Raw genomic sequence first — 12,872 nt, forward strand, 5'->3', positions numbered from 1 at the left:
CCCCGCAGGCACCCCGCGCCGCCGCGCCCGGCCCCGCACCGGAGCACCGGGACGGCCCGTCCTCCGAGGGCGGCGGACGCTGGTCCGGCGCCCTCGCACAGGCCGAGCAGCACAGCGAAGCATCCGCGCCCGCGGGGGCAGCCGCACCCGCTCCGAGCGGCGAGATCCCCGTCGTCGATGACGAGGGACGCGACTCCCTCCCGCCCGAGGAACCCCGCACCTTTGGCCAGAACGCGCTGAAGCAGGCGCTCGCCGAAGGCCGCGTCGTCCATTCCCGGCCCGCGCAGAGCACCGCCGAACCCGTCGCCAGCCCCTCCGAGTCGATGCAGGACGAGGAGACCGGCGCCCTGCCCAGCGGCGGTGCGTCGCTGTACGCGATGACGCCGTCCGGGTTCGGCTCCGCACCGAGCGCCCTCTCAGCGAGCGCCCCCTCAGCCGACCCCGTCGAGCCCGCCGAGCGCTCCGCCTCCGAGCGGGCCGCTGCGTCGTGGGGCACGGGAGGCTCGATCGCCGCCTCCGGACCGTCCGCGTCGGCCGCACCCTCCGCCCCGTCGGCCGCCACCGCGGCGTCCCCCGCACCTATCGCGCCCACCAGCGCCCCGTCGGCCCCCGCAGCGGTGCCCGCGCGCAGCGGCGCCGCCCTCGCGCGCGAGGCCGCCCAGGCGGCTCAGCGCAGCCGCAGCGCCCGCGCGGCCATGCCGCAGGCGCCGGAGGAGGACGTGGACCCCACCGGCGGGGCGACCCGGGACGATGCGGACGCCGTCACCGCCAACCGCAACGGTCGTGAAGTCATCGAGAAGCTGCTCGGCGGCAAGGTCCTCGAGGTCATCGACGAGAACCGCCCCCGCTGAACACTGCAGAGCTGAACCCCGCGGAGCTGAGCCCCGCTGGTCCCCGCCGTCCGCGCTCCGGCGGCAGCATCGTGGAGCGCTGAGGCTCAGACGTCGCGCGGCTCCAGGAGGCTGAACAGATCCGTGCGCAGCGTGGCCGGATTGATGCCCGGCTCGGGCGGGGTCACGTAGAACTCCCAGAACGGGTAGGTCATCTGCTCCTCGGACTCACCGATCTCCTCGGTGAACGCGCCCCACTTCTCCGCAAGGCCGCCGTAGCCGCCCACGTGCGAGATCCAGCCCACCCGTCCCGCCGGGATCACCGAACCGGTGACCTCGTAGCCGCTGGGCATCGAGAGCGTGCTGGTCAGCGGCGCATCGATCGGGAAACCGACCTCCAGGTCAGCGGTCGCCACCGGTGCGCGATGATGCAGCGCGAACGCCGGACCGATCGGGTGCAGGCCCGCTTCCCGGAGCACCTCGACCAGATGGGAGAAGGTGCCGTCCATGAGCGTCGGCATCTCGTACATCGGGAAGTCCCGCTTCGACACCACAGCGGTGGGGAGCTCGGGCGCCTGCGCCACCTGGCACTCGGTGGCGGGCTGCTCGGCATCGTAGGGATACGGCATCGAGGACATCGATCCAGGTCCTGTTCGGAGTCGACAACGGGCCGTGCAGGAACGCGACGGCCCGAGGTGACCGTACCGCGCCCTACCCGGCTCCGCCACTCCTCAGCGTTCGGCCGGGACCTGCAGGTCGCGGCGGACTCCCGCGAGGTCGAGGGCCAGCTCACAGAACATCGAGTTCGACCACGAGAACCACTCGCGGGTGAACCGCGTCGGATCGTCCACGTGCACGCCCTCGTGCATCATCCCGGTGCCGCCGTCGGTCGCGATCATCTGCTCCAGCAGGCGCAGCTTCTCTGCGCGGTCCGGGCTGGTCAGCCCCTCGACCGCCTTCGCGATCGGCCACACGTGATCGGTGGGGGTGTGCGGCGAGCCGACGCCCTCGAGGAAGCGGCCCGCATAGAAGTACGGGTTGTGCGGGGAGAGCACCGCGGCGCGGGTGGCGCGCTGGACGGGATCGTCGGCCTCCACGCAGCCCAGGTACGGCAAGGAGAGCAGGCTCGGCACGTTCGCATCATCGAGGAAGCGGTGCTCGCCCCGCCCGTCGATCTCGTACGCCCAGATCCGCTGCCCGTCCGGGCCATCGATCAGGCCGTGCTCCGCGAGCGCCGCCCGGATCTCCGCCGCGCGCGTCCGGGCCTCCGCCGCCTCCTCGGGGGCGCCGGCGACCTGCTCGAGCAGCACTGCGAGCCGCTCCAGCGCGAGTGCCAGGAAATGGTTGCCGGGTATGTTGTAGCCCAGCTCGCACGCATCGTCGGAGGGCCGGAAACCCGCCCACACCAGCCCGTTCGGTGTGGTGAGCGAGCCGCGGCCGTCCCGCGCGAGGGTGTCCTGCGCGGGCACGCCGGCCCGCTGGAAGCGGTAGGTCGAGCGCTTTTCGTGGTGCTGCTCGGTCGCGACCGTCGCGAGGATCGCGCGCGCCGCCGGCAGGAAGCGCTCGTCGGCGAAGGAGGTGTCCCCGGTCGCGGTCCACAGCCGCCAGGCCAGATCCGGGCCGTAGGAGAGCGAATCCAGCTCGAACTTCCGCTCCCAGGCCCAGGGGTTGTCGAACTCGGTGACGTCCGCATCCCAGTGCGAGGAGTCCGGCCGACGGTTGAAGGCATTGGCATACGGATCGATCTCGAGGTACTGCCAGTGACGGCGCAGCAGCCCGCTGAGCAGGGAGACCAGCTGCGCCCGCTCCTCGTCGGCCCCGATCCCGGCGGTGACGAGGCGCAGCAGCGGCATCAGCTGCGCGGCCGAGTCCCGCAGCCACATCGCCGGGATGTCGCCGGTGATCACGAAGGTGGTGCCGTCCTCCTCGACGCTCACCGTGGTCTCGGCGGTGTTGCGCAGATAGGCCACCACGCGGTCCGCGATCTCGTGCGCGAGCGGAGGCTCGGCGAGGTCGCCGATACCGGTCAGGACCCTCTCGTGCACGGATTCAAGCAGGGAAGGGGGCAGGGTGACCACGTCGCTCCTCATCGAGGTCGGGGCTGCCGGGTGCCGCAGGGCGCATCCGGTGAGTGCGCGGCACACTGTAGCCGCCCGCGCGCACAGAGATCCGATGTGATCACCACCCGGCGCGGCCGGGGCGTGGCGGGGTGCGGCGATCCGCTCACAGCGCAGGGCCGACGCGCGCCCCACGTCAGAGCCGACAACTACAGTTGTCCCCGTGTACGAAGGCATCGTCCAGGACCTCATCGACGAGCTCGGCAGGCTGCCGGGCATCGGCCCCAAGTCGGCACAGCGGATCGCATTCCATCTGCTGGACGCCGACGACTCCGCCGTGCGCCGGCTCGCCGAGGTGCTGGTCCAGGTCAAGGACACGGTGCGCTTCTGCGAGATCTGCGGCAACGTCTCCGCCGAGCAGGAATGCCGCATCTGCTCCGACCCGCGCCGCACCGAAGAGGTGATCTGCGTGGTCGAGGAGTCCAAGGACATCGTCGCGATCGAACGGATCCGCGAGTTCAAGGGCCGCTACCACGTGCTCGGCGGCGCGATCGACCCCATCGGCGGAGTGGGTCCGAACGATCTGCGCATCACCCAGCTGATGAGCCGCCTCGGCTCCGGCGAGACCACGGAGATCATCCTGGCGCTGGACCCGAACATCGAGGGCGAGGCCACCGCCGCCTACCTCTCGCGCCTGCTCGGGCCGCTCGACCTGACCGTCACCCGCCTCGCGAGCGGCCTGCCGGTGGGCGGCGACCTCGACTACGCCGACGAGATGACCCTCGGCCGCGCCTTCCTGGGCCGCCGCAGCGTCTGAGCCCCGCCAGGAGCCCCGATGACCTCCCCCTACGCCCCGCGGATGCGGCCCCTGCGTGACCTGCCGCCGCCGCGGCGGATCCCGCGCGACTCCGCCGAGCTGGTGCCGCCGGGGGAGATCATCGCCGAGTCCAAGGGTGCGATCCTGCGCCGGCTGATGCAGAGGATCTGGGCGCCCGGCCTGGTGCTGATGGGTCTCTGGTACCTGCTGCTGACGCTCTACGTCGTCGGCGCCTCGCCGACCTTCTGGTTCCTGTCCCTGATCGTCGCGCTCGCGGAGCCGGGCTACTTCCGCGCCACCGTCCTCCAGCTGGGCTTCTCCACCTCGGGGCTGACCCTGGCGTACCTGGTGCTGCCGCTGGTGGCGACCGCGCTGAGCATCGCCCTCGCGCCGCTCGTGCCGCGGCTGCTCGCCGGCCTGCAGCCCCGCCGCTTCCTCACCGAGAAGCAGTTCCAGGACGAGATCGCCACCCGCACCACCGCCGTGCTGATGCTGCCGCCGGCGCTGGTGGTCGCCGTGCTGCCGCTGACCGTGGTGCTGGGCCTGCCGCAGCCCTGGAGCGGGCTCGGCGCGGGACCGCTGTCCTCCTGGTGCCTGGCGCTGCTCGCGCTCCCGCTGGCCTGGATCCTGGTGCGCCGCCTCGTGCCCGCCTCCCGGCTGCTGGGCATCACCGACGTGGCCGCGCTGCAGACCACCGCCCGGATCGGGCCCGACCTCGCAGAGCGCGAGAAGGCGCAGCAGCAGGTGCGTGCGCAGGACCGCCGCCACCTGCCGCCCTCCCTCGGCACCCCCGAGCTGGGCGCGGCCGCGACCCCGCGCGGCGCACTGACCGCCCTCGCCCACATCGCCCGCGCGAGCCTCACCTGGGTGCTGCCCGCGGCCGCCGGGACAGGCTGGATCCTCTTCGGGATCACCGACTTCGTCACCGTCATCGCGGGCATCTCCGCGATGGACCTCACCGAGTTCTCCTCCCCGCTGAGCTGGCAGCACGCCGTGGTGGGACTGCCGGTCACCGCCATCGTGGTGCTCGGGGTGATGCTCGCACCCGCCCTCGCCGTCCCGCTCGCCGCCACCCAGCGCGACCAGGTCACCGACCAGCGCACCTACGAGGACTGGGGTCACCGCGCCCGCGTGAACCCGTGGGAGGCCCGCGTGGTGGCGCTGACCGGCCTGCTCAGTGCCGGCTGGGCGCTGCTGGCGACGATCCTGGCCCTGGTGGTGCTCGCGCTGCTGCAGGCCGCGACCGCCTTCACCTGGGCGCTGGTGGTCACGATCGCCCTCGTGGTGGTGCCGCTGCTCGGGTTCGCGGCGTCCTCCGGGATGAAGCAGGGCCTGCGCGATGTGCTCTACGGACCGGCCGGCGACTACATGCGCCGCACCAGCCCCTACGCTCTGGTCGCCCCCGACATCGGCACCCGTGCGCAGCGCGCCGCGGATCCGGCGGTGCGAGCCGCGCTGCGGAAGCGCCTGCAGGCCGAGGGCGGGGACCACACCCTGGAGATCTTCGACCTCGACGCCGCCGGGGAACGGCTCTGGGTGGACGACAGTGAGCCCGGCGCGAAGGACACAGCCGTGCGCGCCGCGGACCTCGAGCGCGGCCTGCTGCCCGACTTTGGCGGCGAGGGCTCGCAGCTCACAGGCGGCGGGCAGGTGCCGGGCGAGGCTCCGCGGCATGGCATCCCCGACTCCGTCACCGGGCTGCGCGAGCCTCGCCCCTGATCGGACGGCTCAGGCGATCCGGGTGCCCGGGCCCAGGCGCTTGATCGGCACCGCGAGACGCCAGGTCGCGATCGCGACGGACCCCGCGCCCGCCAGCAGCCACAGCCCCATGCCCATCGGCCACACCGGCCGGTTGGGGACCTGCGCCAGATGCTCCGGATACCCCTCCATGTGTGGTCGGCATTCGTTCTCGTGCGCGGGATGGGTGACCGTCGCGGCGTAGCGCATACCGGTCTTGATCAGCCGCAGCACGTCCACGTTCCCCTCGTCCTCGCCCGAGCTCCACGCCGGGATCGAGGGGGAGGGCTCCGCCAGCAGCACCACCGGGTTGCCCCACAGCAGCGGCAGGCTCAGGTCCACCCGCACCACCGAGCGGGTATCGGTGTACGCCTCGCACCTGTCCGGGTCGCGCCCGCTGTCCGAGACGGCATAGGAGTACCGGGTCACCTCGCGGTCCTGCTCGAGGAAGAACGCGGAGCTCGCCCACGTGAACGGCAGCACCACGGTCACCCCGAACACCACCGCGTACGCGAGCACCACCGAGCCCAGCTGCCGGTTCGTCACGGCCGACAGCCCCAGCCCCACCGCCGTCACGCACAGCGTCAGCAGCACGATCACCATCACGCAGCTGAAGAAGTACAGCGGACCGATCCGTCCCAGCAGTGCTATCGGGATCAGCGAGGGCAGGGCCAGCACCAGGAACGCCATCCCGGTGAGGAAGCCGGCCAGCAGCTTGCCCAGCACGATCTCCAGCGCGCTGATCAGGCTCGCCTGCAGCGTCGCGAGCGTTCCGGCGGTGCGGTCGCCGTTGATCGACCCGGCCGAGAGCGCCGGCACCACCATCAGCATCGCGAACAGGACAAGGATGAGCTGCAGGCTGAAGATGACCGCGGCGGTCGACTCGACATCGCCCCAGGAAGCGGCCAGCATCGTGGGCCCCAGACCCAGCGCCCCGATCCCCAGCAGCACCAGCGTCCACACCCCGAGCGCGATGAACCAGCGCTTGGAGCGGATCCGCTCCAAGCGCTGGTTCATCGCGCTCGGGGTGTGGACGCTGGTGCTGCTGGGGATCGGGGCGCTGGGTCTGGGGCCCACGATGCTGGCCGCTTCCTGGGGCGATGTCGAGTCGACCGCCGCGGTCATCTTCAGCCTGCAGCTCATCCTTGTCCTGTTCGCGATGCTGATGGTGGTGCCGGCGCTCTCGGCCGGGTCGATCAACGGCGACCGCACCGCCGGAACGCTCGCGACGCTGCAGGCGAGCCTGATCAGCGCGCTGGAGATCGTGCTGGGCAAGCTGCTGGCCGGCTTCCTCACCGGGATGGCGTTCCTGGTGCTGGCCCTGCCCTCGCTGATCCCGATAGCACTGCTGGGACGGATCGGTCCGCTGTACTTCTTCAGCTGCGTGATGGTGATCGTGCTGCTGACGCTGTGCGTGACGGCGGTGGGGCTGGGGCTGTCGGCCGTGACGAACCGGCAGCTGGGCTCGGTGGTGCTCGCGTACGCGGTGGTGTTCGGGGTGACCGTGGTGCTGCCGTTCACGTGGGCGAGCTCCGCGTTCTTCCTCGAGCAGGACCGCGAGGTGACCCGGTACTCCTATGCCGTCTCGGACAGCGGGCGCGACCCGGACAGGTGCGAGGCGTACACCGATACCCGCTCGGTGGTGCGGGTGGACCTGAGCCTGCCGCTGCTGTGGGGCAACCCGGTGGTGCTGCTGGCGGAGCCCTCCCCCTCGATCCCGGCGTGGAGCTCGGGCGAGGACGAGGGGAACGTGGACGTGCTGCGGCTGATCAAGACCGGTATGCGCTACGCCGCGACGGTCACCCATCCCGCGCACGAGAACGAATGCCGACCACACATGGAGGGGTATCCGGAGCATCTGGCGCAGGTCCCCAACCGGCCGGTGTGGCCGATGGGCATGGGGCTGTGGCTGCTGGCGGGCGCGGGGTCCGTCGCGATCGCGACCTGGCGTCTCGCGGTGCCGATCAAGCGCCTGGGCCCGGGCACCCGGATCGCCTGAGCCGTCCGATCAGGGGCGAGGCTCGCGCAGCCCGGTGACGGAGTCGGGGATGCCATGCCGCGGAGCCTCGCCCGGCACCTGCCCGCCGCCTGTGAGCTGCGAGCCCTCGCCGCCAAAGTCGGGCAGCAGGCCGCGCTCGAGGTCCGCGGCGCGCACGGCTGTGTCCTTCGCGCCGGGCTCACTGTCGTCCACCCAGAGCCGTTCCCCGGCGGCGTCGAGGTCGAAGATCTCCAGGGTGTGGTCCCCGCCCTCGGCCTGCAGGCGCTTCCGCAGCGCGGCTCGCACCGCCGGATCCGCGGCGCGCTGCGCACGGGTGCCGATGTCGGGGGCGACCAGAGCGTAGGGGCTGGTGCGGCGCATGTAGTCGCCGGCCGGTCCGTAGAGCACATCGCGCAGGCCCTGCTTCATCCCGGAGGACGCCGCGAACCCGAGCAGCGGCACCACCACGAGGGCGATCGTGACCACCAGCGCCCAGGTGAAGGCGGTCGCGGCCTGCAGCAGCGCGAGCACCACCAGGGCCAGGATCGTCGCCAGCAGCGCCCAGCCGGCACTGAGCAGGCCGGTCAGCGCCACCACGCGGGCCTCCCACGGGTTCACGCGGGCGCGGTGACCCCAGTCCTCGTAGGTGCGCTGGTCGGTGACCTGGTCGCGCTGGGTGGCGGCGAGCGGGACGGCGAGGGCGGGTGCGAGCATCACCCCGAGCACCACGATGGCGGTGACCGGCAGTCCCACCACGGCGTGCTGCCAGCTCAGCGGGGAGGAGAACTCGGTGAGGTCCATCGCGGAGATGCCCGCGATGACGGTGACGAAGTCGGTGATCCCGAAGAGGATCCAGCCTGTCCCGGCGGCCGCGGGCAGCACCCAGGTGAGGCTCGCGCGGGCGATGTGGGCGAGGGCGGTCAGTGCGCCGCGCGGGGTCGCGGCCGCGCCCAGCTCGGGGGTGCCGAGGGAGGGCGGCAGGTGGCGGCGGTCCTGCGCACGCACCTGCTGCTGCGCCTTCTCGCGCTCTGCGAGGTCGGGCCCGATCCGGGCGGTGGTCTGCAGCGCGGCCACGTCGGTGATGCCCAGCAGCCGGGAGGCGGGCACGAGGCGGCGCACCAGGATCCAGGCCAGCGGGAGCGCGAGCAGCGCCAGGCACCAGGAGGACAGCGGTCCCGCGCCGAGCCCGCTCCAGGGCTGCGGCAGGCCCAGCACCACGGTCAGCGGCAGCACGGCGACCACCAGCGCCGGCGGCAGCATCAGCACGGCGGTGGTGCGGGTGGCGATCTCGTCCTGGAACTGCTTCTCGGTGAGGAAGCGGCGGGGCTGCAGGCCGGCGAGCAGCCGCGGCACGAGCGGCGCGAGGGCGATGCTCAGCGCGGTCGCCACCAGCGGCAGCACCAGGTACGCCAGGGTCAGCCCCGAGGTGGAGAAGCCCAGCTGGAGGACGGTGGCGCGGAAGTAGCCCGGCTCCGCGAGCGCGACGATCAGGGACAGGAACCAGAAGGTCGGCGAGGCGCCGACGACGTAGAGCGTCAGCAGCAGGTACCAGAGACCCATCAGCACCAGGCCGGGCGCCCAGATCCTCTGCATCAGCCGGCGCAGGATCGCACCCTTGGACTCGGCGATGATCTCCCCCGGCGGCACCAGCTCGGCGGAGTCGCGCGGGATCCGCCGCGGCGGCGGCAGGTCACGCAGGGGCCGCATCCGCGGGGCGTAGGGGGAGGTCATCGGGGCTCCTGGCGGGGCTCAGACGCTGCGGCGGCCCAGGAAGGCGCGGCCGAGGGTCATCTCGTCGGCGTAGTCGAGGTCGCCGCCCACCGGCAGGCCGCTCGCGAGGCGGGTGACGGTCAGGTCGAGCGGCCCGAGCAGGCGCGAGAGGTAGGCGGCGGTGGCCTCGCCCTCGATGTTCGGGTCCAGCGCCAGGATGATCTCCGTGGTCTCGCCGGAGCCGAGGCGGCTCATCAGCTGGGTGATGCGCAGATCGTTCGGACCCACTCCGCCGATGGGGTCGATCGCGCCGCCGAGCACGTGGTAGCGGCCCTTGAACTCGCGGATCCGTTCGATCGCGACGATGTCCTTGGACTCCTCGACCACGCAGATCACCTCTTCGGTGCGGCGCGGGTCGGAGCAGATGCGGCATTCCTGCTCGGCGGAGACGTTGCCGCAGATCTCGCAGAAGCGCACCGTGTCCTTGACCTGGACCAGCACCTCGGCGAGCCGGCGCACGGCGGAGTCGTCGGCGTCCAGCAGATGGAATGCGATCCGCTGTGCCGACTTGGGGCCGATGCCCGGCAGCCTGCCGAGCTCGTCGATGAGGTCCTGGACGATGCCTTCGTACACGGGGACAACTGTAGTTGTCGGCTCTGACGTGGGGCGCGCGTCGGCCCTGCGCTGTGAGCGGATCGCCGCACCCCGCCACGCCCCGGCCGCGCCGGGTGGTGATCACATCGGATCTCTGTGCGCGCGGGCGGCTACAGTGTGCCGCGCACTCACCGGATGCGCCCTGCGGCACCCGGCAGCCCCGACCTCGATGAGGAGCGACGTGGTCACCCTGCCCCCTTCCCTGCTTGAATCCGTGCACGAGAGGGTCCTGACCGGTATCGGCGACCTCGCCGAGCCTCCGCTCGCGCACGAGATCGCGGACCGCGTGGTGGCCTATCTGCGCAACACCGCCGAGACCACGGTGAGCGTCGAGGAGGACGGCACCACCTTCGTGATCACCGGCGACATCCCGGCGATGTGGCTGCGGGACTCGGCCGCGCAGCTGATGCCGCTGCTGCGCCTCGTCACCGCCGGGATCGGGGCCGACGAGGAGCGGGCGCAGCTGGTCTCCCTGCTCAGCGGGCTGCTGCGCCGTCACTGGCAGTACCTCGAGATCGATCCGTATGCCAATGCCTTCAACCGTCGGCCGGACTCCTCGCACTGGGATGCGGACGTCACCGAGTTCGACAACCCCTGGGCCTGGGAGCGGAAGTTCGAGCTGGATTCGCTCTCCTACGGCCCGGATCTGGCCTGGCGGCTGTGGACCGCGACCGGGGACACCTCCTTCGCCGACGAGCGCTTCCTGCCGGCGGCGCGCGCGATCCTCGCGACGGTCGCGACCGAGCAGCACCACGAAAAGCGCTCGACCTACCGCTTCCAGCGGGCCGGCGTGCCCGCGCAGGACACCCTCGCGCGGGACGGCCGCGGCTCGCTCACCACACCGAACGGGCTGGTGTGGGCGGGTTTCCGGCCCTCCGACGATGCGTGCGAGCTGGGCTACAACATACCCGGCAACCATTTCCTGGCACTCGCGCTGGAGCGGCTCGCAGTGCTGCTCGAGCAGGTCGCCGGCGCCCCCGAGGAGGCGGCGGAGGCCCGGACGCGCGCGGCGGAGATCCGGGCGGCGCTCGCGGAGCACGGCCTGATCGATGGCCCGGACGGGCAGCGGATCTGGGCGTACGAGATCGACGGGCGGGGCGAGCACCGCTTCCTCGATGATGCGAACGTGCCGAGCCTGCTCTCCTTGCCGTACCTGGGCTGCGTGGAGGCCGACGATCCCGTCCAGCGCGCCACCCGCGCCGCGGTGCTCTCCCCGCACAACCCGTACTTCTATGCGGGCCGCTTCCTCGAGGGCGTCGGCTCGCCGCACACCCCCACCGATCACGTGTGGCCGATCGCGAAGGCGGTCGAGGGGCTGACCAGCCCGGACCGCGCAGAGAAGCTGCGCCTGCTGGAGCAGATGATCGCGACCGACGGCGGCACCGGGATGATGCACGAGGGCGTGCACGTGGACGATCCGACGCGGTTCACCCGCGAGTGGTTCTCGTGGTCGAACTCGATGTTCTGTGAGCTGGCCCTCGACCTCGCGGGAGTCCGCCGCGACCTGCAGGTCCCGGCCGAACGCTGAGGAGTGGCGGAGCCGGGTAGGGCGCGGTACGGTCACCTCGGGCCGTCGCGTTCCTGCACGGCCCGTTGTCGACTCCGAACAGGACCTGGATCGATGTCCTCGATGCCGTATCCCTACGATGCCGAGCAGCCCGCCACCGAGTGCCAGGTGGCGCAGGCGCCCGAGCTCCCCACCGCTGTGGTGTCGAAGCGGGACTTCCCGATGTACGAGATGCCGACGCTCATGGACGGCACCTTCTCCCATCTGGTCGAGGTGCTCCGGGAAGCGGGCCTGCACCCGATCGGTCCGGCGTTCGCGCTGCATCATCGCGCACCGGTGGCGACCGCTGACCTGGAGGTCGGTTTCCCGATCGATGCGCCGCTGACCAGCACGCTCTCGATGCCCAGCGGCTACGAGGTCACCGGTTCGGTGATCCCGGCGGGACGGGTGGGCTGGATCTCGCACGTGGGCGGCTACGGCGGCCTTGCGGAGAAGTGGGGCGCGTTCACCGAGGAGATCGGTGAGTCCGAGGAGCAGATGACCTACCCGTTCTGGGAGTTCTACGTGACCCCGCCCGAGCCGGGCATCAATCCGGCCACGCTGCGCACGGATCTGTTCAGCCTCCTGGAGCCGCGCGACGTCTGAGCCTCAGCGCTCCACGATGCTGCCGCCGGAGCGCGGACGGCGGGGACCAGCGGGGCTCAGCTCCGCGGGGTTCAGCTCTGCAGTGTTCAGCGGGGGCGGTTCTCGTCGATGACCTCGAGGACCTTGCCGCCGAGCAGCTTCTCGATGACTTCACGACCGTTGCGGTTGGCGGTGACGGCGTCCGCATCGTCCCGGGTCGCCCCGCCGGTGGGGTCCACGTCCTCCTCCGGCGCCTGCGGCATGGCCGCGCGGGCGCTGCGGCTGCGCTGAGCCGCCTGGGCGGCCTCGCGCGCGAGGGCGGCGCCGCTGCGCGCGGGCACCGCTGCGGGGGCCGACGGGGCGCTGGTGGGCGCGATAGGTGCGGGGGACGCCGCGGTGGCGGCCGACGGGGCGGAGGGTGCGGCCGACGCGGACGGTCCGGAGGCGGCGATCGAGCCTCCCGTGCCCCACGACGCAGCGGCCCGCTCGGAGGCGGAGCGCTCGGCGGGCTCGACGGGGTCGGCTGAGGGGGCGCTCGCTGAGAGGGCGCTCGGTGCGGAGCCGAACCCGGACGGCGTCATCGCGTACAGCGACGCACCGCCGCTGGGCAGGGCGCCGGTCTCCTCGTCCTGCATCGACTCGGAGGGGCTGGCGACGGGTTCGGCGGTGCTCTGCGCGGGCCGGGAATGGACGACGCGGCCTTCGGCGAGCGCCTGCTTCAGCGCGTTCTGGCCAAAGGTGCGGGGTTCCTCGGGCGGGAGGGAGTCGCGTCCCTCGTCATCGACGACGGGGATCTCGCCGCTCGGAGCGGGTGCGGCTGCCCCCGCGGGCGCGGATGCTTCGCTGTGCTGCTCGGCCTGTGCGAGGGCGCCGGACCAGCGTCCGCCGCCCTCGGAGGACGGGCCGTCCCGGTGCTCCGGTGCGGGGCCGGGCGCGGCGGCGCGGGGTGCCTGCGGGG

Annotated in this window: 10 protein-coding genes and 2 pseudogenes; 6 read left to right on the forward strand and 6 right to left on the reverse strand. The window is 72.4% G+C overall.

Translation table 11 applies throughout. The features are described from left to right. Positions 1–851, forward strand: a pseudogene (locus BN4251_RS18125) (DNA polymerase III subunit gamma and tau); the annotation flags it as partial. Positions 852–937: 86 nt separating this feature from the next. Here the strand turns inward: BN4251_RS18125 and BN4251_RS00055 are convergent. After that, positions 938–1,468 (reverse strand): GyrI-like domain-containing protein, encoded by a 531-nt coding sequence (locus tag BN4251_RS00055; RefSeq protein ID WP_087483140.1) that lies wholly within the window; start codon positions 1,466–1,468, stop codon positions 938–940. Between the two features lie 93 nt (positions 1,469–1,561). Next, positions 1,562–2,908, reverse strand: coding sequence for a glycoside hydrolase family 125 protein (locus BN4251_RS00050; RefSeq protein WP_087483141.1), 1,347 nt, complete (start codon positions 2,906–2,908; stop codon positions 1,562–1,564). A 202-nt stretch (positions 2,909–3,110) separates the two neighbouring features. Between BN4251_RS00050 and recR (BN4251_RS00045) the strand changes: the two genes are divergently transcribed. Together recR (BN4251_RS00045) and BN4251_RS00040 are read left to right on the forward strand one after the other, a co-directional pair. Further along, positions 3,111–3,704, forward strand: coding sequence for a recombination mediator RecR (gene recR, locus BN4251_RS00045; RefSeq protein WP_087483142.1), 594 nt, complete (start codon positions 3,111–3,113; stop codon positions 3,702–3,704). Positions 3,705–3,722: 18 nt separating this feature from the next. Beyond that, the gene (locus tag BN4251_RS00040) at positions 3,723–5,423 is read left to right on the forward strand and encodes a hypothetical protein (protein WP_087483143.1); all 1,701 of its coding nucleotides are present in this window, start codon (positions 3,723–3,725) and stop codon (positions 5,421–5,423) included. 9 nt (positions 5,424–5,432) lie between these two features. Here the strand turns inward: BN4251_RS00040 and BN4251_RS00035 are convergent, their stop codons facing one another. Next, the gene (locus BN4251_RS00035) at positions 5,433–6,458 is read right to left on the reverse strand and encodes an ABC transporter permease (protein ID WP_140398343.1); all 1,026 of its coding nucleotides are present in this window, start codon (positions 6,456–6,458) and stop codon (positions 5,433–5,435) included. On the opposite strand from BN4251_RS00035, the gene BN4251_RS00030 reads away from it, so the two are divergent. Beyond that, positions 6,415–7,440 (forward strand): ABC transporter permease, encoded by a 1,026-nt coding sequence (locus tag BN4251_RS00030; protein ID WP_140398343.1) that lies wholly within the window; start codon positions 6,415–6,417, stop codon positions 7,438–7,440. The two genes, BN4251_RS00035 and BN4251_RS00030, sit on opposite strands and share 44 nt — an antisense overlap. Before the next feature lie 9 nt (positions 7,441–7,449). Here BN4251_RS00030 and BN4251_RS00025 read toward each other — a convergent pair whose 3' ends face one another. Together BN4251_RS00025 and recR (BN4251_RS00020) are read right to left on the reverse strand one after the other, a co-directional pair. Next, positions 7,450–9,150: a hypothetical protein gene (locus BN4251_RS00025; protein WP_087483143.1), complete on the reverse strand. Its 1,701-nt coding sequence runs from the start codon at positions 9,148–9,150 to the stop codon at positions 7,450–7,452. 18 nt (positions 9,151–9,168) lie between these two features. Next, positions 9,169–9,762, reverse strand: a complete 594-nt coding sequence (gene recR / locus BN4251_RS00020; protein WP_087483142.1) for a recombination mediator RecR — start codon at positions 9,760–9,762, stop codon at positions 9,169–9,171. A 202-nt stretch (positions 9,763–9,964) separates the two neighbouring features. Here recR (BN4251_RS00020) and BN4251_RS00015 point away from each other — a divergent pair, with 202 nt between their 5' ends. Then, positions 9,965–11,311 (forward strand): glycoside hydrolase family 125 protein, encoded by a 1,347-nt coding sequence (locus BN4251_RS00015; protein WP_087483141.1) that lies wholly within the window; start codon positions 9,965–9,967, stop codon positions 11,309–11,311. Between the two features lie 93 nt (positions 11,312–11,404). Continuing rightward, positions 11,405–11,935 (forward strand): GyrI-like domain-containing protein, encoded by a 531-nt coding sequence (locus BN4251_RS00010; RefSeq protein WP_087483140.1) that lies wholly within the window; start codon positions 11,405–11,407, stop codon positions 11,933–11,935. An 86-nt stretch (positions 11,936–12,021) separates the two neighbouring features. Here BN4251_RS00010 and BN4251_RS18120 read toward each other — a convergent pair. Continuing rightward, positions 12,022–12,872, reverse strand: a pseudogene (locus BN4251_RS18120) (DNA polymerase III subunit gamma and tau); the annotation flags it as partial.

Origin of the sequence: Brachybacterium massiliense, assembly GCF_900184245.1 — a bacterium.
Lineage (GTDB): Bacteria > Actinomycetota > Actinomycetes > Actinomycetales > Dermabacteraceae > Brachybacterium > Brachybacterium massiliense.